General features: G+C 72.4%; 14 protein-coding genes. 8 read left to right on the forward strand and 6 right to left on the reverse strand.

Features of this window, described 5'->3' with window-relative positions:
- Positions 1–71: 71 nt before the first annotated feature.
- Positions 72–1,112 (forward strand): LysR family transcriptional regulator, encoded by a 1,041-nt coding sequence (locus FQY79_RS11040; RefSeq protein ID WP_146312964.1) that lies wholly within the window; start codon positions 72–74, stop codon positions 1,110–1,112.
- Positions 1,113–1,134: 22 nt separating this feature from the next.
- On the opposite strand, the gene FQY79_RS11045 is transcribed toward FQY79_RS11040, so the two are convergent.
- Positions 1,135–2,112, reverse strand: coding sequence for a zinc-binding dehydrogenase (locus FQY79_RS11045; protein ID WP_146312965.1), 978 nt, complete (start codon positions 2,110–2,112; stop codon positions 1,135–1,137).
- Positions 2,113–2,245: 133 nt separating this feature from the next.
- Between FQY79_RS11045 and FQY79_RS11050 the strand changes: the two genes are divergently transcribed.
- A complete protein-coding gene (locus FQY79_RS11050) occupies positions 2,246–3,406 on the forward strand; it encodes a mechanosensitive ion channel family protein (protein WP_146312966.1) in 1,161 nt (386 codons plus the stop codon).
- 96 nt (positions 3,407–3,502) lie between these two features.
- The gene (locus FQY79_RS11055) at positions 3,503–3,997 is read left to right on the forward strand and encodes a lipocalin family protein (RefSeq protein ID WP_146312967.1); all 495 of its coding nucleotides are present in this window, start codon (positions 3,503–3,505) and stop codon (positions 3,995–3,997) included.
- Between the two features lie 181 nt (positions 3,998–4,178).
- Here the strand turns inward: FQY79_RS11055 and FQY79_RS11060 are convergent, their stop codons facing one another.
- From FQY79_RS11060 to FQY79_RS11070, 3 genes are read right to left on the reverse strand one after another with little or no spacing between them, the layout of a single operon-like run.
- Positions 4,179–5,591, reverse strand: coding sequence for an MFS transporter (locus FQY79_RS11060; protein ID WP_342779022.1), 1,413 nt, complete (start codon positions 5,589–5,591; stop codon positions 4,179–4,181).
- The gene (gene sigJ, locus FQY79_RS11065; RefSeq protein ID WP_027070856.1) at positions 5,588–6,475 is read right to left on the reverse strand and encodes an RNA polymerase sigma factor SigJ; all 888 of its coding nucleotides are present in this window, start codon (positions 6,473–6,475) and stop codon (positions 5,588–5,590) included. The genes FQY79_RS11060 and sigJ overlap by 4 nt, the downstream gene beginning before the upstream one ends.
- Positions 6,476–6,485: 10 nt before the next feature.
- Entirely contained in the window at positions 6,486–6,917 is a 432-nt protein-coding gene (locus FQY79_RS11070; RefSeq protein WP_027070857.1) for a carboxymuconolactone decarboxylase family protein, read from the reverse strand.
- A gap of 369 nt (positions 6,918–7,286) precedes the next feature.
- Here FQY79_RS11070 and FQY79_RS11075 point away from each other — a divergent pair, with 369 nt between their 5' ends.
- The 3 genes from FQY79_RS11075 to FQY79_RS11085 all read left to right on the forward strand — a co-directional run bounded on the left by FQY79_RS11075 (position 7,287) and on the right by FQY79_RS11085 (position 12,040).
- A complete protein-coding gene (locus FQY79_RS11075; protein ID WP_146312969.1) occupies positions 7,287–8,681 on the forward strand; it encodes a hypothetical protein in 1,395 nt (464 codons plus the stop codon).
- Positions 8,682–8,756: 75 nt separating this feature from the next.
- The gene (gene htpG / locus FQY79_RS11080; RefSeq protein ID WP_146312970.1) at positions 8,757–10,652 is read left to right on the forward strand and encodes a molecular chaperone HtpG; all 1,896 of its coding nucleotides are present in this window, start codon (positions 8,757–8,759) and stop codon (positions 10,650–10,652) included.
- Positions 10,653–11,200: 548 nt separating this feature from the next.
- Positions 11,201–12,040 (forward strand): type II toxin-antitoxin system RelE/ParE family toxin, encoded by an 840-nt coding sequence (locus FQY79_RS11085; RefSeq protein ID WP_146312971.1) that lies wholly within the window; start codon positions 11,201–11,203, stop codon positions 12,038–12,040.
- A 3-nt stretch (positions 12,041–12,043) separates the two neighbouring features.
- On the opposite strand, the gene FQY79_RS11090 is transcribed toward FQY79_RS11085, so the two are convergent.
- Both FQY79_RS11090 and putA read right to left on the reverse strand, forming a co-directional pair.
- Positions 12,044–12,307 carry a hypothetical protein gene (locus FQY79_RS11090; RefSeq protein ID WP_146312972.1) on the reverse strand — a complete coding sequence of 88 codons (264 nt, stop codon included), beginning with the start codon at positions 12,305–12,307 and terminating at the stop codon, positions 12,044–12,046.
- Positions 12,308–12,387: 80 nt separating this feature from the next.
- Positions 12,388–15,627, reverse strand: coding sequence for a bifunctional proline dehydrogenase/L-glutamate gamma-semialdehyde dehydrogenase PutA (gene putA / locus FQY79_RS11095; RefSeq protein WP_146312973.1), 3,240 nt, complete (start codon positions 15,625–15,627; stop codon positions 12,388–12,390).
- 388 nt (positions 15,628–16,015) lie between these two features.
- Between putA and coxB the strand changes: the two genes are divergently transcribed.
- Together coxB and ctaD are read left to right on the forward strand one after the other, a co-directional pair.
- Positions 16,016–16,993: a cytochrome c oxidase subunit II gene (gene coxB, locus FQY79_RS11100; RefSeq protein WP_146312974.1), complete on the forward strand. Its 978-nt coding sequence runs from the start codon at positions 16,016–16,018 to the stop codon at positions 16,991–16,993.
- Positions 16,994–17,016: 23 nt separating this feature from the next.
- On the forward strand, positions 17,017–18,633 hold the full coding sequence (gene ctaD, locus FQY79_RS11105) for a cytochrome c oxidase subunit I (RefSeq protein WP_146312975.1): 1,617 nt from the start codon (positions 17,017–17,019) through the stop codon (positions 18,631–18,633).
- Positions 18,634–18,639: the final 6 nt, after the last annotated feature.

Below are 18,639 nucleotides of genomic sequence, written 5' to 3' on the forward strand. Positions count from 1 at the left end.
GATTAGTCCCCAATCAAGGGAATAATTGTCCAGCAGGCGGGCCAATCCAACCGACGCAGCCGGAGGCCGCGATGACCCACGATCTCAACGAGACCCTGATCTTCGTCAAGGTGGTCGAGCACGGCAGCTTCATCGGCGCCGCCCGCTCGCTGCGCCTGCCCAAGACCACGGTCAGCCGCAAGGTGCAGGAACTGGAGTCGCGCCTGGGCGCGCAGCTGCTCCATCGCACCACGCGCAAGCTCGGCCTCACCGAGGCCGGCAGCGTCTACTACGAACATTCGCAGCGCATCGCGCGCGACCTGATCGAGGCCGAGAGCGCGGTCAGCCAGCTGCAGGCCGGCCCGCGCGGCTGGCTGCGCTTCACCGCGCCCTACTCGATCGGCATCGACAAGATCGCGCCGCTGCTGGGCGAGTTCCACATGCGCCACCCGGAAGTGCGGGTGGACATGACCCTGTCCAACGAGCCGGTCGACCTGATCGCCACCGAGATCGACCTCGCGCTGCGGCTCGGCCCGCTGCCGGATTCTAGCCTGGTCGCGCGCCGGCTCGGCACCATCCGCACCCAGGTGTTCGCCTCCAGCTGCTATGTCGAACGCCACGGCGAGCCGCTGCATCCGGACGAGCTGCAGTACCACCGCACGCTCGCCATGCACAAGCATCGCCACGGCAACGGCTACGCCTGGACGCTGGACGACGGCAACGGCCCGCGCCAGTTCCCGATCAACCCGGTGCTGGTCGCCAACGACCCGGCCGCGCTGAAGGGCGCGCTGCTGTGCGGGGAAGGTCTGCTCGTCGGCGCCGACGTGATGGTCAAGCAGGCGGTGGAGCTGGGCAAGGTCAAGCGCGTGCTCGCCGGCTGGGTCGGCCCCGAGTACGAGTTCAACGCGGTGTTCCCGCGCGGGCACGGCCAGTCGCCCAAGGTGCGCGCGTTCATCGACTTCCTGCTCGAGCGGCTCAACCTCGAGATCGATTACATGACCGAGCACTGCCCGATGATGGTCGGGCGTTGCGGCAACGGCGCGGCGCAGGCGGACGGCGCGGTGGCGGCCGACGGCAAGGCCGAGGACATCGCCGCCGGCAAGCGGATCCTCGAGACCGTCACCGCCGACTGACGGCGCGCAGGCGGCGCCGCGGTCAGCCGCGCAGCAGCACCTTGCCGCCGCGGCCCGGGCGCTGGCTCGCCGCGGCGGCCTCGGCCACCTGCTCCAGGTCGTAGATCGCGTCGACGGGCAGGCGCAGCTGCCCGTCGAGCGCGCGCTGGATCAGCTCGGCGAACAGCGCGCGCTTGCGCTCGGCCGGCATCTCGCGGCTGGCCCTGCTGCCCCAGAACCCGCGCACCTGCACGTCGCGGAAGATCACGTCGCCGGGCGGCACGTGCATGGGTTCGCCGCCCATCGCGCCGAACGACACCAGCACGCCGCCATGGCCGAGCAGGCTGCACAGGTCCGCGCTGGCGCGCCCGCCGACCGAATCCACCGCGGCGCGCGCGCCGTCCGCGCCAAGGCGCTCGCGCGCCGCGTCGCGCCAGCCGTCGGCCTGCGTGCACAACACGTCCTCCACCCCCAGCGCCGCCAGTTCGGCCACGCCTTCCTCGCGCCGCACCAGGCCGAGCACGCGCACGCCGCGCGCGGCGGCCAGCATCGCCAGGGTCTTGCCGACCGCGCCGTTGGCCGCGTTCTGCACGATCCACTGGCCCGGTTTGACCGCCAGCGATTCGAGCAGCATCAGCGCGCTCAGCGGCATTGCCACCAGCTGCGCGGCCACCTCGTCGGGCATCGCGTCGGGCACCGGCACCAGGGCGCGCGCGTCAGCGAGGAAGTACTCGGCCCAGGTGCCGCGCGCCGACGCGGTGGTCACCCGCTGCCCCGGCGCGAAACCTTCCACGTCCTCGCCGATCGCATCCACCACGCCGCAGCCTTCGCTGCCGCCGATCGCCGGCAGCGAAGGTTTCCAGCCGTACTGGCCGCGGATGGTGAACAGGTCGTGGTTGTGGATCGGCGCCAGCCGCATGCGCACGCGCACCTCGCCCTTGCCGGGTTCCGGCACCGGTCTGTCGCCGGGCGCCAGGACCTCGGCCGGATCGCCGAAACGTGCGTGGATCGCGCTGCGCATTTGCGGTGACTCCTGGTTCGACCGGAGCGCCACGCTATCGCAGCACGCGCCGCGATGCGAGTTCCACGAATCGACGCCGCGTGCACGCCGCCCGTGCGACGATTTACCGTTTCCCGTCCACGGATACACCGGCATGCCCGACTGGCAACAGGCCATCGACGCCGCGTGGCCGCTGCTGGCGGCGCTGCTGCTGGGGCTGGTGGTGCGCCAGCTGCTGTTGTCCGTTGCCCGCCGCGCCGACCGCCACGCCGCCTCCCGCACGTCCGCGCGGGTGGTGCGGGTGATCGTGGTGCCGGCGGCGCTGGCGCTGCCGCTGCTGTTCCTGATGCAGGCGGTGAGCGCCACGCCGCTGCCGCCGTCCGCGGTGGCGCAGGCGCAGCACTGGCTCGGGATCGGGGTCCTGCTGTGCGTGGTCTGGCTGGCGGTGCGCGTGGTGGCGGCGCTGGAGGCGCGGATCCTGCGCGAGCACCCGGTCGACGTGGAGGACAACCTCGCCGCGCGCCGGATCCAGACCCAGGCCCGGGTGATCGCGCGCGTGGCCCAGGGCGCGATCGTCCTGGTCGGCGTGTCGCTGGCGTTGATGACCTTCCCCGCGATCCGCCAGCTCGGCGCCACCCTGCTGGCCTCGGCAGGCATCCTCGGACTGGTCGCGGGCATCGCCGCCAGGCCGGTGTTCGGCAACCTCATCGCCGGCCTGCAGATTGCGCTGGCACAGCCGATCCGGCTCGACGACGTGGTGATCGTCGAGGGCGAGTGGGGCCGGATCGAGGAGATCACCAGCACCTACGTGGTGGTGCGCGTCTGGGACGAGCGGCGGCTGGTGGTGCCTCTGCAGTGGTTCATCGAGAACCCGTTCCAGAACTGGACCCGCACCAGCGCCCAGCTGCTCGGCACCGCCTTCCTGTGGCTCGACTACCGCACGCCGATGGACGAGGTGCGCGCGCAGCTGCAGCGCATCTGCGAAGAGGATCCGCGCTGGGACGGGCGGGTGTGCATCGCCCAGGTCACCGACACCCGCGAACACACCATGGAAGTGCGCCTGCTGGTGAGCGCGCGCAACTCCGGCGACCTGTTCGACCTGCGCTGCGTGGTGCGCGAGCGCATGATCGACTTCCTCGAGCGCTGCCATCCGCAGGCCCTGCCGCGGCTGCGTGCGGACATCGCGCGCGAGGAACGCAGCCCGCGCCGCTCGCCGCGGCCCGGCCCGGCGACCGCCGACACCACCTCGCCCGGCGCCGAAGACGGACAGGGCGACCTCGCCCGTGCCGTGGCGGAGCCACCGCCTCCGGGCTGAACCGTGCGTGCCGCCGGCCGTCGCGGCGCGACGGTCGCTTCACCCGCGCCGTCCTACCGTGTCCCGGCCTTGTTCCCTTCTTCCATCGGATCCCGCATGAGCGACCTGCCCGAACTCAAGACCGTCCCCGCCGTCGACCTCACCCGCTACATGGGGACCTGGTACGAGATCGCGCGCCTGCCGATGCGGCACGAACCGCGCGAGGCCACCGACATCTCGGCCACCTACGCGCTGCAGGAGGACGGTTCGGTCGAGGTGCGCAACCGGATGCGCCTGGACGGCGAGGTCGACGAAGCGGTCGGCCGCGCGACCGCCAACGACGCGCGCGGCAGCCGGCTGGAGGTCACGTTCCTGCCCGAGGGCCTGCGCTGGATCCCGTTCACCAGGGGCGACTACTGGATCATCGCACTCGACCCCGGCTACACCGTCGCCCTGGTCGGCAGTCCCGACCGCAAGTACCTGTGGCTGCTCGCGCGCGAGCCGGCGCTGGACGAACTCGTCCGCGAGCACTACCTCGGGATCGCGCGCCAGCAGGGCTTCGACCTCGCCCCGCTGATCCTCACGTCGCACACCGGGCAGCCGACGGCCTGAGCACGGCACCGCGCCGCTTCCGGCGCGCAATGGGTTGTCGTCACCACGACGGTGGCGGTGACGGCGCGCGCCACCCGTCGCCTTGCAGCATGGCGGCGAAAGCCTGCCCCGCCGCCTTCCCCCGCGCGGCAGGCAGTCTTGCGCTAGCACGCGGTGCACAGGCGCCATCCGCGCGCGCCGATCACAGCCTGAGACGGCCATGGAGCGGCAGGCTCGCCAGCGGTGCGATCGCCGCCAGCGCGAAGATCCAGCGCGCGGCCGGCGCCAGGTCCGGCGCGTCGCCCGCCGTCCCGGCGGCAAGATTCATCACCAGTCCCGCTGCCGCTACCCCGAACGCAGTGGCGCACAGCTGCACCGTCATGAGCGAGGATGCGGCCAGGTCCTGTTCCCCGGCCGGCGCCTCGCGCAGCACCGCGGCACCCAGCCACGGGTAGACCAGCCCCACGGCCGCGCCGCCTGCCGCCAGGGCGACGCACACCAGGGCCAGGACGCCACCTCCGGTCGGCCACGCCATCAGCATGGCCAACGCCCCCATGGACAACGCCGAAAGCAAGGGCGCGATGCACAGGAATCGGTGGCGCCGCGCGGGGGACGCGCCCGAGCCGGACATCGCCGCCGCGGTCCAGCCCGCGGACAGCAGGGCGGCGCCGAAGCCGGCCGCCAGCGGCGACTGGCCGTGCAGCGCCTGCAGGAACAGCGGCACGAAGGCCTCGGTGCAGGTCACCGTGACCGCGAACAGAGCCGACACGGCATACAGTGCCCCCAGCGGCCCCGACAGCTGGAATGCCCCGATCGGCAACAACCGCCGCGACGCCGACGACTCCGTCCGGACCAACGCCCAGGCCAGCATCGCCGCCAGTCCGAGGCAGGGCACGCTCCACGGAAACGGCAGCACGCCGGCGACCGATGCCACCAGCACAGCGCACAGCAGCAGCACCAGCTGGCGCCACGGCAGCGACGGGATGGCCATGGGCGCTCGCGTCGCCCGGGGCAACGCAAGCCCCGCGCCTGCCGCGAACGCCGCGGCTCCCAGCACCACCATCCAGAACGCGAGGCGCCAGAGCCCGGCTCTCGCATGCAGGCCGCCGAGCAGCGGCCCCAGCACGGTGGCCACCCCCCACATCCCCGAGAACAGCGCCATCACCCGCGGCCACAGGGGCGGCGGGAACACGCTGCGCACCAGGGCATAGGGCAGGGCCAGCAGCAGGCCACCCCCCAGGCCCTGCAGCACGCGCCCGCACAGCATGACCGCCATCGACGGGGCGAGCGCGCACAGGGCCGAGCCGGCCGCGAACACCGCCGCCGCCCGGAGGCATGACGCGCGCGGCCCATGCCTGGCCAGCAGGCGGACGGCCACGACCGCGCCCAGCACCGAAGCCACCACGAACAGGCTCGTGTTCCATGCGTAGTAGGGCATTCCGCCGACGTCGGCCACCACCGCCGGGAGCAGCGTGGCGGAGAGGTATAGGCTCACTGCATGCAGGGCCACGCCTGCGGCCAGGACCGACGCGCGCGGCAGGTGGACCCCGCGGAGGATGCCCCGCCAGCCCGGTTCCGAAGCGGCGTGCACCGCGGCATCCCCCGCGCGGCTCACGCGACGCCCCCGAGCGCGAGGGCGGCGAGCTTGTCGGGATTGCGCACGATATAGACGCCGGTGGCGCGGCCCTCCCCGTCGTACGAGAAGCTCACCGCGGCCTCGAGCCGCCCGTCCGAGGTCAGCAGCGCGCCGCGGGCGCCGTTGATCGTCGCGTCTTCCCAGGCATACGCCCGCCACCAGGCCGACAGGCGCGCGGCGATGAACTCCAGGACCATGGCGCGTCCGCACACGGGGGTGGCGATCGCGGCCACCTTGCCGCCGCCATCCGCCGCCAGGACGACGTCCTCCGCCAACATGCCCGCCAGCAACGCCGTCTGCCCCGTCGCCACCGCATGGCGGAACGCTTCGAGCAGGCTCGCCTGCCGGCGCGGGGGGACGTGCTGCCGCGCCACCGGCCGGCCGATGTTCGCCCGCGCCCGCGACACCAGCTTCCTGCAGGCCTCCTCCCGCACGCCGATGATGCCGGCGACCTCGGCGTGTCGCAGCCGGAAGATGTCGTGGAGCAGGTACGCCGCCCGTTCCTTGGGCGCCAGCCGCTCGAGCAGCAGCAGGAACGCCGTGGACAGGCTGGACGCCAGCTCGGCCTCCTGCTCCGGGGACGCCGTGCCGGCGCCCTGGACCGGCTCGGGCAGCCAGAACCCGACGTAGTCGGTCCGCGCCCGCTGGGCCGATTCGAGCATGTTCAGGCAGCGCCGCACGCACACGGTCGTCAGCCAGGCATCGGGATTGTCGATCGCGGCCCGGTCCGCGCCGAGCCACTTCACGAACACGTCCTGCACCACGTCCTCGGCGTCCGCCCTGGAGCCGAGCGTGCGGTAGGCCAGCCCGGTCAGGAACGGGCGCCGACGCTCGAACAGGTCCACCCACGCTGCATCGTCCATGCCGGCTGCCTCAATGCGACCCGATCTGGACGCGGTTCCACAGGTTGATCATCGCCGCCGTGACGGTGAGCACCGCGACCTGCTCCTCGTTGAAGTGGCGGCGCAGCCCGGCGCGCAGCTCGCCGTACCCGGTGCACGCGTCGAGCGAGGTCAGGGCCTCGGTCCAGGCCAGCGCGGCCCGTTCGGCGGGGCTGAAGTCGCCCACCTGCCGCCACACCACGAGCCGGTCCAGGCGATCGTTCGTCTCGCCGTCGGCGCGCGCTTCCCGCGCATGCATCTTGACGCAATGGCCGCAACCGTTGATCTGCGACGCCCGCAACTGGACGAGATGGTGGATGCCGCGGTCGAGCCCGGCGGCATCCATCGCCTCGTGCACGCGTTCGAGCGCTTCCATCACGACAGGAATGGTCCGGGCATAGTGGATGGGCTTGTTGTCCGCCATGGGCAGTTCCTCCTGTTGTACCTGCCCTTGTGACAGTCGACGGCAGTGGATCGTGACGTGCCCGGGTGGCAACCGCGACCGAGGCGACGTCTCCGACCCGGGTCGCGGACCGCGGACCTCCCCGCGGCGCGCTCCCGGCCGCCGTGGCCACGCGAGGCCCACCGCAGCATCGCCAGGGTGGCGGACCGCGGGGCGTCGCCGAAGCCCGCGCGTTCGTGCCGCCGCCAATCGGGGCGGATCGGCCGGACGCAGCGGGCGGGCCTTGCGGCGGACGGGCGCGCACTTGGCCATGGAACCAGCCTGGCAGGCCCGCCGGCTGCACGACGGGCGCGCGGCGGCTAGACTTCGGGCCTCTCGCGGGGAGGGCGGATGGAACACCAGGACACGCCGGCGCAGGCCGGCCAGGACGCCGGCGCGACCCCGCATGCCGGCCGCATCGCCTTCGAACGCCTGCGCGAGCGCACCGACGAGCTCGAACTGCTGGTCTCGGGCCTGTTCGCGTTCGCACTGCTGGCGTTGCCACCACGGATCCTCGACGCCTACCAGCGCGCCAGCGTCCACGTCGACGGCGTCCTCGACCAGATCCTGCGCTACGGCTACCTGGTGGGCGCAGGGCTGTGCTACGCCCTGGCCGTGGCCTTCATCGTGCACCTGTCCATCCGCGCCTACTGGGTGGGCGTGATCGGCCTGAAGTCGACCTTCCCCGACGGCATCCGCTGGGACCGCCTGCCGCTCGTCGGCCCGGTGACCCGCGGCTTCTACCAGCGATCGATCGGAGGCCTGGACGACATGATCGACGGCGCCGACCGCGCCGCCTCGATCGTCTTCGCCATGACCACGCTGATGGCGCTGGTGATCGCCTGGACGGGCCTGTACATGGTCCTCGGGCTGCTCGCGGGCTGGCTGGCCGGCGGCCTGTTCGCCGATCGCGAACGCGCCGCCATCGCCGTGTTCCTCGGCCTGGCCGCGCTGCTGATGCTGGTCGGCCTCGGCGCGCCGTTCGCCGACCGCGTGGCCGCGCGGCGCGAGGCCGCGGGCCGCGACGCCGGTTGGGCGCGCCGACTGGGCGAGCGGGTCCTGCGCATCTACGGCTGGCTGATCCCGCAGCGCCTGGTGTACACGGTGCAGTACACCCTGCAGAGCAACCTGCCCAACCGCCGCTTCATGTTCGCGTACACCGGTGGCATCGTCTTCGCGTTCTTCATCAGCAGCTGGGTGCTGCTCAACCACGAACGCCTGGCCTACGTCGACAGCTACCGGGTGCTGGGCGAGGAAGCGGCGTGGGAGGGGATGCATTCCGCGCACTACGAAGCCATGCGCGAAGGCCCGCACCGGTCCACCGTGGTGCCGATGATCCCGTCCGACCGGGTGGCCGACACCCACTTGCGACTGTTCATCCCGCACCGTCCGCAACGCGACAACGACCTGGCCCGCGAGCGCTGCGAGGGCCTGGTGGACGGCCGCAACGAAGCCACCGGGCCGGCCGCGGCCGACCTTGCCCGGCGCTGCCTGGCCTCGCTGTGGACGGTCGCGCTGGACGGCGCGCCGGTGCCGCTGGACGACTTCGTGGCCAGCGAGCGGCAGGACCTGGGCATGCGCGGACTGACCGGCTACATCGAGGTCGGCGGGCTGCGCCCGGGCCTGCACCGGCTGGAACTGGCGTGGAACCCCGAGGGCGGCGACTCGGGCCGCGACCGGCGGCGCACGTACCGCATCCCGTTCTGGTTCACGCCCGGCATCGACCAGCCGCACGCCGCCCCCTGAGCCGGCGCGGCGCTTGAAAACCGCGCCTGCGCACGCATATCCCGCGCCTGCCGTGGCCTTGAGAAGGAGCATTCCGTGACCGCAGCCGCCGAGACCCGCAAGTTCGAAGCCGAAGTCGACCAGGTCCTCCACCTGGTGACCCATTCGCTCTACTCGCACAAGGAGATCTTCCTGCGCGAGCTGGTATCCAACGCCTCGGACGCCTGCGACAAGCTGCGCTTCGAGTCGATCGGCAACCCCGACCTGCTGGCCGGCGACCCCGAGCTGCGGATCGAGGTGAGCTGGGACAGGGACGCGCGCACGATCACCGTGCGCGACACCGGCATCGGCATGGACCGCGACGAGGTCGTGGCCAACATCGGCAGCATCGCCAGTTCCGGCACCCGCCGGTTCCTGGAGGCGCTGGGCCAGGACCGGAAGGCGGATGCGCGCCTGATCGGCCAGTTCGGCGTCGGCTTCTACTCGGCCTTCGTGGTCGCCGACCGCGTCACCGTGCTCACCCGCCGCGCCGGCACCCCGGCCGAGGCCGGGGTGAAGTGGGAAAGCGACGGCCGCGGCGAGTACACGCTCGGGCCGGCCACGCTCGAGGCGCGTGGCACCACCGTCGTCCTGCACCTGAAGGAGGGCGAGGACGAGTTCCTCGACGGCTGGAAGCTGCGTTCGCTGGTGCGCAAGTACTCCGACCACGTCGCGTTCCCGATCCGGATGCCGAAGGAGGCGCCGGCCGCCGGCGACGACAAGGACAAGGACAAGCAGGAGCCGGGCACGCAGTGGGAGACCGCCAACGACGCATCGGCGCTGTGGACGCGGCCGAAGCCGGAGATCACGGACGAGGAGTACCGCAACTTCTACAAGTCGCTCGGCCACGACTTCAACGACCCTGCCGCCTGGTCGCACAACCGGGTGGAGGGCAGCCAGAGTTTCACCACCCTGCTCTACCTCCCCTCGCAGCCGCCGTTCGACCTGTTGATGGGGGCGCGCGACGAGCGCAAGGGGCTCAAGCTCTACATCAAGCGCGTCTTCATCATGGACGCCGCGCAGGAGCTGCTGCCGGCCTACCTGCGCTTCGTGCGCGGCGTGGTCGACGCCGACGACCTGCCGCTCAACGTCAGCCGCGAGATCCTGCAGCAGAACCGCCAGCTGGAGAAGATCCGCGGTGCCTGCATCCGGCGCGTGCTCGACCTGATCGAGAAGCTCTCGCGCGACGAGCCGGAAAAGTTCGCCGCCTTCATCAAGGCGTTCGGCAACACGCTCAAGGAGGGCATCGTCGAGGATCCGGGCAACCGCGAGCGGATCGCGAAACTGCTGCGCTTCGCCTCGACGAAGAGCGAAGGCGAGGAGCGGACCGTGTCGCTGGACGACTACATCGCGCGCATGGCCGAGGGCCAGGACGCGATCTGGTACATCACCGCCGACGGCCACCGCGCTGCGGCCGGCAGCCCGCAGCTCGAGCGCTTCCGCGCCAAGGGCATCGAAGTGCTGCTGATGTCCGACCGCATCGACGAGTGGATGCTCGGCCACCTGCACGAGTACGCCGGCAAGCCGCTCAGGCACGTGGCCAAGGGCGAGCTGCCGCTGGACGAGGCGGAGAAGAAGCGGCAGGAGGAGGCCGCGCAGGCGGCGGCGCCGCTGCTGGAGCGGATCCGTTCGCTGCTCGGCGAGGCGGTCGGCGAGGTCCGGGTGTCCGCGCGGCTGACCGATTCGCCTTCCTGCCTGGCGCTGTCGGAGTGGGAGATGGCGCCGCACCTGGCGCACCTGCTGCGCGAGGCCGGCCAGGACGTGCCGCAGCGCAAGCCGACGCTGGAGGTGAATCCGCGCCACGCCCTGCTGCAGCGCCTGCTGGGCGAGCACGACGACGCGCGCGCCGCCGACCTCGCCCACCTGCTGCTGGAGCAGGCCCAGCTCGCCGCCGGCGCGCCGCTGGCCGACCCGGCGGCGTTCGTGCAGCGGGTGAACCGGCTGCTGGGGTGACGGCGGGGGCGAGGCGCTCCGGGCCTGCCCCCCTCCCGGCCTCCCCCCGCTGGCGCGGGGGGAGGGGCCCGGAAGGCGCCGGCCGGTGACGGACGCCGCGTCCCCGTACGCGTGCCTCAGGACTCTCCACCCGCCGTCGCCGCACACGCCACCCGCCCGCACCGCGCCTCCCGGCCCCGCGCACCGCGCCCCCGCCCCCGCTCGCGGGGAGGGCTGGGGTGGGGGGTACCGGACGTCGCACCAGTGATCCTGGCACCAGCCGACCTGGCACCGGCCAGCCTGCAGCCCCCCGCGCATCTCGCCCCCTCCCCCGCTCGCGGGGGAGGGCTGGGGTGGGGGTACCGGACGTCGCACCAGTGATCGTTGCACCGTGCCAACCCCGTGGTGCAGCCCGCAGGGACGCGGGCGTCGCGGCCGGCGCAGTGCTCTCGTGACCGCCGCGCCCGGCGGCGAGGCATGCCCTCGCCAGGGCGGCCGCGTTACGATGCGGCGCCCCGCATCGCGCTGTTGCCCATGACGGCCCGCACCCCCGACGCACCGACCGCGGCATGAGCGCCGCGCCCGGCGCGCCGGCCCATCCCGGCGATCGCTTCGACCGCTGGCAGCCCTGGATCGCCGGCCTGCTCACGGCCGTCGTGCACCTGTGCCTGCTGCTCGCGGTCCTGCTGGTGCCGCCGCTCGAACTCGACCGGCCGCGCGGCGAGGACGCCGCCGGCGGCAGCGTGATCCAGGTCGAATTCATCGGCGAGGGGCCCGAGACCCCGGCGCCGGAGCCGGAGGATGCCCCGTCACCCGCCAGCGATCCGGCACCGCCCCCGGCGGCCGCTTCGCGCCTGCAGGCCACCCCGGCGCCGACCCGCCAGCCGCGGCCGCTCGATGCCCACGTGGCCACCGCCCCGGCGGTCGTGCCGCCGCGGCCCGGTCGCGGCGAAGGCACGCCGTCCGCGGCCGCGCGTCCGTCCAGCCGCCGTCCCGGCCACACCTGGGGCCAGCCGCCCGGCATGGCGCCCCGGGACCACGCCCCGGTGAACGCGGGCCCCGCGCCGGTCCCGACCGTGGGCCGCGGCCAGCGGCTGGCCGCGCCGTCCGACGAGCCCGGCCTGGAAGCCGGCGGCTACCAGGTGGTGTATGAGCCCTCGGCCGAGGCCCGCCTGCGCGAGTGGCGCGAGCAGGGCATGACCGAGCTCTTCATTCCCCTGCCCGGGACCCGGCGGCTGATGGTCTGCCCGCTGGAGACCGTGCTCCGGCGCGAATCCGGGCCCTGCCGCCAGCTCGACCCGGACGATCCGGAACTGGCCGCCATCGGCGACGCGCGCGAGGTGATTGCGGTGCGCCAGGTGTATCGGGAAGGCCGCCTGGTCTGGCGCGGCCCCGGCGCCTACCGCTGAGGGTCAGGCGTCGCGGTCGCCGGTGGCGCGCAGCCACGCCAGCGCGCCCGGGCGCACGCCCTTGAACTTGGGATCCCCGTCCAGCGGCGCCACCAGCAGGCGACGCGGCGCGAAGCGCCGCTTGAGCGCGTGATAGACCTGCGACCGGCTGCGCGCCGTGCGCACCAGGTACAGGCCGGGGGCGAGTTCGGCCAGTTCCGGCGCCGGGCGGGGCGTGGCGTCGGCATCGAGGTACACCAGGTAGAGGCGGGGCGTGCCGTCGGCCATCCGTGCACGTTCCCACCGCCGCGCGCATCGCGGCGTGAACCGCGGCAGCCGGCAGTCGCGGGACGGCCGGCGGACCGCGCTCAGTCCCCCAGCGTCAGCAGGCTGGCATTGCCGCCGGCGGCGGTGGTGTTGATGGTCACCGTCTTCTCGGTGGCAAAGCGCGGCAGGTAGTGCGGGCCACCGGCCTTGGGGCCGGTGCCGGACAGGCCCTGGCCGCCGAACGGCTGCACGCCCACCACCGCGCCGATCTGGTTGCGGTTGACGTAGATGTTGCCGACCCGCGCCCGCTGCACGATGCGCTCGACGGTCTCGTCGATGCGCGAGTGGATGCCCAGGGTGAGGCCGTAACCGGTGGCGTTGACCGCGTCGACCACTGCGTCGAGCTGGTCGGCATGCCAGCGGATCACGTGCAGCGCCGGGCCGAAGTTCTCGCGGGTGAGTTCGGACAGCGCGCCGATCTCCCAGGCGCGCGGGGCGAAGAAGGTGCCGTGCTCCGTGCCCGCGCCGAGCGGCGCCTGCGCGATCAGGCGCGCGCGCTCGTCCATGCGCGCGGCGTGCTCCTCGAGCAGCCGCCTGGCGTCCTCGTCGATCACCGGGCCGACGTCGGTCGAGAGCAGCGCCGGGTCGCCCACCTGCAGTTCGGCCATGGCGCCGGCGAGCATGTCGATCACCTTGTCGGCGATGTCGGACTGCACGTACAGCACGCGCGCGGCCGAGCAGCGCTGGCCGGCCGAGGTGAAGGCCGAGGCCAGCGCGTCCTTGACCAGCTGCTCGGGCAGGGCCGACGAGTCGGCGATGAGCGCGTTCTGGCCGCCGGTCTCGGCGATCAGCACGCCGATCGCGGCATCGCGCGCGGCCAGCGCGCGGTTGATCGCGCGCGCGGTCTCGGTCGAACCGGTGAAGGCGACGCCGGCCACGCGCGGGTCGGCGGTGAGCGCGGCGCCCACGGTGGCGCCGTCGCCGGGCACGTACTGGAGCACGTCCTCGGGGATGCCGGCCTCGTGCAGCAGCTTCACCGCGTGCCAGCCGACCAGGGTGGTCTGCTCGGCCGGCTTGGCGATCACGCTGTTGCCGGCGGCCAGCGCCGCGGCGACCTGGCCGGTGAAGATCGCCAGCGGGAAGTTCCACGGGCTGATGCACACGAACACGCCGCGCCCGGCCAGCTGCAAGGTGTTGGACTCGCCGGTCGGACCGGGCAGGGCCTCGGGCGCGAACAGCGTGCGCGCCTGGCCGGCGTAGTAGCGCAGGAAGTCCACCGCCTCGCGCACCTCGGCCACGCCGTCGGGGATGGTCTTGCCGGCTTCCTTCGTGCACAGCGCGATGAACTGCGGCATGCGCTGTTCGAGCAGGTCGGCGGCGTGCTCCAGGATCGCCGCGCGCGAGGCCGCGGGGGTCGCGTCCCAGCCCGGCTGCGCCTGCACCGCGTTGGCCAGGGCGCGCTCGACCGTGTCCGGGTCCGCGGCCTGCCACGTGCCCACGCGCTGCCGGCGGTCGGCGGGGTTGGTGACCGCGACCTGCGGGCCGGAGGGCTGCGCCCCGGGCACCAGCGGCGCGGCGCTCCAGCCGTCCGGGCCGGCGCCGGCCAGCGTCTCGTCGATGCGGCCGGCCAGCGCGCGCAACGCGTCGTCGTTGGCGAGGTTCACGCCCATGGAGTTGCTCCTGTCGATGCCGTGGCTGCGGTACAGGTCGACCGGCAGCGGGATGCGCGGGTGCGGGACCGGGTCGAAGCCAGCCACCACCTCGACCGGATCGCGCACCAGGTCGTCGATCGACACGTCCTCGTCGCTGATCCGGTTCACGAAGCTGGAATTGGCGCCGTTCTCCAGCAGCCGCCGCACCAGGTAGGGCAGCAGGTCCTCGTGCGAACCCACCGGCGCGTACACGCGGCAGGGCACGCCGAGCCGGTCGGCGGGGATGACTTCGGCATAGAGGTCGTCGCCCATGCCGTGCAGTTTCTGGAACTCGAAGCCCGGCGCGCCGCCGTCGCCCGGGCGCTGGCCCGGCGGCAGCATCGCCTGCGCCATGCGGTGGACCGCGGCGATGGTCTGCGCGTTGTGGGTGGCGAACATCGGGTAGATCGCATCGCTGTTGGCCAGCAGCCGCACGGCGTTGGCCAGGTAGCTGACGTCGGTGCTGGGCTTGCGGGTGAACACCGGATAGCCGTCGAGGCCGTCGACCTGGGCGCGCTTGACCTCGCTGTCCCAGTACGCGCCCTTGACCAGGCGCACCGGGATCCGGCGGCCGTGGCGTCGGGCGAGGTCGGCGATCCAGTCGATCACGAACGGCGCCCGCTTCTGGTAGGCCTGGACCACGATGCCGAAGCCTTCCCAGCCGGCCAGCGAGGGGTCGCGCCAGGCCGCCTCGATCACGTCCAGCGACAGCTCCAGCCGGTCGGCCTCCTCGGCGTCCACGGTCAGGCCGATGTTGTAGCCCTTGGCCTGGCGGGCCAGCCGCAGCAGGTCCGGGGCCAGTTCGGCCAGCACCCGGGCGCGCTTGGCGTGCTCGTAGCGCGGGTGCAGGGCCGAGAGCTTGACCGAGATCGAGGGCGCGGTGATGGGGTCGGCGAACGGGCCGGTGCGGCCGATCGCGGCGATCGCCTCGCCGTAGGCGTCGAGGTAGCGGGCGGCGTCGCGCCGGGTCAGCGCGGCCTCGCCGAGCATGTCGAACGAGTAGCGGTAGATCGCGTTGCCGCCCTTGCGGCTGCGGGCCAGGGCCTCGTCGATGGTGCGGCCCATGACGAACTGATGGCCCATGATCCGCATCGCCTGGCGCACGGCCAGCCGCACCACCGGCTCGCCCACGCGCCCGGCCAGGCGCCGGAGCGCGCCGCGCACGTCGCGCCGGGTCTCCTCGGCCAGGTCCACCAGGTGACCGGTGAGCATCAGGCCCCAGGTCGAGGCGTTCACCAGCACCGAGTCCGAGCGACCCACGTGGCGGCGCCAGTCGGCCTCGCCGAGCTTGTCGCGGATCAGCAGGTCGGCCGTGTCCTGGTCGGGGATCCGCAGCAGGGCCTCGGCTACGCACATCAGCAGCACGCCCTCCTCGCTGCCCAGGTCGTACTGGCGCATGAAGGCCTCGATCGCGCCCTGGTCGGCGGCGCGGGCGCGCACCCGGCGCACCAGGTCGGTGGCGGTGGCGCGGATCGCGGCGCGGTCGGCCTCGCTCCAGCCGGGCACCGGCTGGCGGGCCACGGCCAGCAGTTCGCGCACGTGGCGGGTCTCGTCCTGGGTCCAGGCGGCGGTGATCGCCGCGCGCAGTGGCGATGGCGCGGCCTTGCCGGGTCCGGGGAAGGGCGGGGGGGCGGGTTCGGAAGCGGTCATGGCGGGAGGTACGGCAGGACCGGCGCCGCGGCGGCACCGGCACCCCGGCATTGTGCTCGCGGCCGCGTCGGCCCGGCTTGAACGAAACCGCCGCCCACGGCGCGGGCGCCGGCACAAACCCGCGCCGCGCGGCGGCGTCGCGGCGCTCCCGCGCCCCGCGGCGTGGCGCGGTTTCCGGCCCCGCGCGCCGCCCGGCGGCGGCTTTGGCTTGCCCCTCAACCGGAGCGGCCGCTACCATTCGGAAGTTTTCGCGTGTCCGTGACGAAGGCTCGCGGGGTTCCGATGCGGCTCGCGCGACGGCCGGTTCCGGGCGCGCGGGGGTCGTTTTGACAGTTCGCAACGGTTGAGTGGCGGCCGCGGCCGTGACCGACCACATTGGGGTCGAGCAATGATGCAGGTGCGTTTCTCGCGGTGGATGGTGGCGGCACTGGCGTCCCTGCCCTTGGCGGCGCTGGCCGCCGATCCGGTCCGTTGGCAGCTGAACATGGGGCGGGGGGTGACCGCCTCGGCGCAGAACGCCTACGAGGCCCACATGCTGGCCATGTGGATCTGCATCGGCATCGGCGCGGTGGTGTTCCTGGCGATGGGCTACGCCATGTACAGGTTCCGCCACTCCAAGGGGGCGGTGCCCGACACCAGCTTCACCCACAGCACCAGGCTCGAGATCCTCTGGACCGTGATCCCGGTGGTGCTGCTGGTCATCATGGCCGTGCCCGCGACCGCCAAGCTGGTGGCGATGTACGACACCCGCGAGTCGGAGATGACCGTCAAGGTCACCGGCCTGCAGTGGATGTGGAAGTACGAATACCTGGGCGAGGGCGTGGAGATCGTCAGCCGCCTCGACCGCGAGAGCGACCGCCTGCGCCAGACCCGCGGCGTCACCCGCGCCGAGCTCGAGGCGCACCCGGCCTACCTGCTCGAGGTCGACAACGAGCTGGTCCTGCCCACCAACACCAAGGTCCGCTTCGTGATCACCGCCGACGACGTGATCCACTCCTGGTGGGTGCCGGCGCTGGGCTGGAAGCAGGACGCCATCCCCGGGATCATCAACGAGGCCTGGACCGACATCCGCGAGCCGGGCGTCTACCGCGGCCAGTGCGCCGAACTGTGCGGCAAGGACCACGGCTTCATGCCGATCGTGGTGCGCGCGGTGCCGCGCGAGGAGTTCGACGCGTGGCTGGCCTCGAAGAAGGCCGCCGGCCAGGCGCCGGCCGAGCCCTCGCAGGTGCCCGAGGGCGGCGACGGCAACGCGCCGCGCTCGGTCGATCCCGACATGGTCGAAGACGTGCGGCAGGGCGAGGGGCCCGCCGCCCCGCAGGCGCCCGAACAGGCCGCTGACCCCGCCGACGCCGCCGGCGCCGCCTGACCGATTCCGAAAGGCCGAACGCAATGTCCACGCATACCGCCACCGCCGACCACCACGACGCGCACGACCACAAGCCCGGCTTCGTCGAGCGCTGGTTCTTCTCCACGAACCACAAGGACATCGGCACCCTCTACCTGCTCTTCAGCTTCCTGATGGTCATCGTCGGCGCGGCGATGAGCGTGGTGATCCGCGCCGAGCTGGCCGTGCCCGGGCTGCAGTTCGTCAGCCCGCACTTCTTCAACCAGATGACCACCATGCATGCGCTGGTGATGATCTTCGGCGCGGTGATGCCGGCCTTCGTCGGCCTGGCCAACTGGATGATCCCGCTGCAGATCGGCGCGCCGGACATGGCGCTGCCGCGCATGAACAACTGGTCGTTCTGGATCCTGCCGTTCGCCTTCACCATGCTGCTGCTGACGCTGTTCCTGCCCGGCGGCGCGCCGGCCGGCGGCTGGACCATGTACCCGCCGCTGTCGCTGCAGGGCGGCGCGAACGTGTCGTTCTCGATCTTCGCCATCCACATGATGGGCATCAGCTCGATCATGGGCGCGATCAACATCATCGCCACGGTGCTGAACATGCGCGCCCCGGGCGTTGACCTGCTGAAGATGCCGATCTTCTGCTGGACCTGGCTGATCACCGCGTTCCTGCTGCTGGCGGTGATGCCGGTGCTGGCCGGCGCGGTCACCATGCTGCTGACCGACAAGTTCTTCGCGACCTCGTTCTTCAACGCCGCCGGCGGCGGCGACCCGGTGATGTACCAGCACATCTTCTGGTTCTTCGGACATCCCGAGGTCTACATCATGATCCTGCCGGCGTTCGGCATCGTGTCGGAGATCATCCCGACCTTCAGCCGCAAGCCGCTGTTCGGCTACCAGGCCATGGTGTACGCCACCGCCGCGATCGCGTTCCTGTCGTTCATCGTGTGGGCCCACCACATGTTCACGGTGGGCATGCCGCTGGGCGGCGAGATCTACTTCATGTTCGCCACCATGCTGATCTCGATCCCCACCGGGGTGAAGGTGTTCAACTGGGCGTCGACCATGTGGCGCGGATCGATCAGCTTCGAGACGCCGATGCTGTGGGCGGTGGCGTTCGTGATGCTGTTCACGATCGGCGGCTTCTCCGGCCTGATGCTGGCGATCGTGCCGGCCGACTTCCAGTACCACGACACCTACTTCGTGGTCGCCCACTTCCACTACGTGCTGGTGACCGGCGCGATCTTCGCGATCATCGCCGCCATCTACTACTGGTGGCCGAAGTGGACCGGCCGCATGTACAACGAGAAGTGGGGCAAGTTCCACTTCTGGTGGACGCTGGTGTTCTCCAACCTGCTGTTCTTCCCGCAGCACTTCCTGGGCCTGGCCGGCATGCCGCGCCGCATCCCGGACTACAACGTGGTGTTCGCGGACTGGAACCTGGTCAGCTCGATCGGCGCGTTCGGCATGTTCCTCACGCCGTTCATGATGATCTTCATCTTCGCCCACTCGCTGAAGTACGGCGCCAAGGCCCCGGCGCGCGCCTGGGAAGGCGCCCGCGGCCTGGAGTGGACCGTGCCGTCGCCGGCGCCGTTCCACACCTTCAGCACGCCGCCGGTCATCAAGCCCGGCGACCTGGCCCACGACGACGTCACCCACTAGCAGGCG

The organism is Luteimonas wenzhouensis (assembly GCF_007859305.1).
Lineage (GTDB): Bacteria > Pseudomonadota > Gammaproteobacteria > Xanthomonadales > Xanthomonadaceae > Luteimonas > Luteimonas wenzhouensis.

Excerpts from the sequence above, each read along its gene's own strand:
- ctaD (WP_146312975.1), top strand. The coding sequence starts at position 17,017 with ATGTCCACGCATACCGCCACCGCCGACCACCACGACGCGCACGACCAC.
- FQY79_RS11090 (WP_146312972.1), bottom strand. The coding sequence starts at position 12,307 with ATGGCCGACGGCACGCCCCGCCTCTACCTGGTGTACCTCGATGCCGAC.
- FQY79_RS11045 (WP_146312965.1), bottom strand. The coding sequence starts at position 2,112 with ATGCGCAGCGCGATCCACGCACGTTTCGGCGATCCGGCCGAGGTCCTG.
- FQY79_RS11055 (WP_146312967.1), top strand. The coding sequence starts at position 3,503 with ATGAGCGACCTGCCCGAACTCAAGACCGTCCCCGCCGTCGACCTCACC.
- FQY79_RS11040 (WP_146312964.1), top strand. The coding sequence starts at position 72 with ATGACCCACGATCTCAACGAGACCCTGATCTTCGTCAAGGTGGTCGAG.
- sigJ (WP_027070856.1), bottom strand. The coding sequence starts at position 6,475 with ATGGACGATGCAGCGTGGGTGGACCTGTTCGAGCGTCGGCGCCCGTTC.
- FQY79_RS11050 (WP_146312966.1), top strand. The coding sequence starts at position 2,246 with ATGCCCGACTGGCAACAGGCCATCGACGCCGCGTGGCCGCTGCTGGCG.
- FQY79_RS11070 (WP_027070857.1), bottom strand. The coding sequence starts at position 6,917 with ATGGCGGACAACAAGCCCATCCACTATGCCCGGACCATTCCTGTCGTG.
- FQY79_RS11085 (WP_146312971.1), top strand. The coding sequence starts at position 11,201 with ATGAGCGCCGCGCCCGGCGCGCCGGCCCATCCCGGCGATCGCTTCGAC.
- FQY79_RS11075 (WP_146312969.1), top strand. The coding sequence starts at position 7,287 with ATGGAACACCAGGACACGCCGGCGCAGGCCGGCCAGGACGCCGGCGCG.
- coxB (WP_146312974.1), top strand. The coding sequence starts at position 16,016 with ATGATGCAGGTGCGTTTCTCGCGGTGGATGGTGGCGGCACTGGCGTCC.
- putA (WP_146312973.1), bottom strand. The coding sequence starts at position 15,627 with ATGACCGCTTCCGAACCCGCCCCCCCGCCCTTCCCCGGACCCGGCAAG.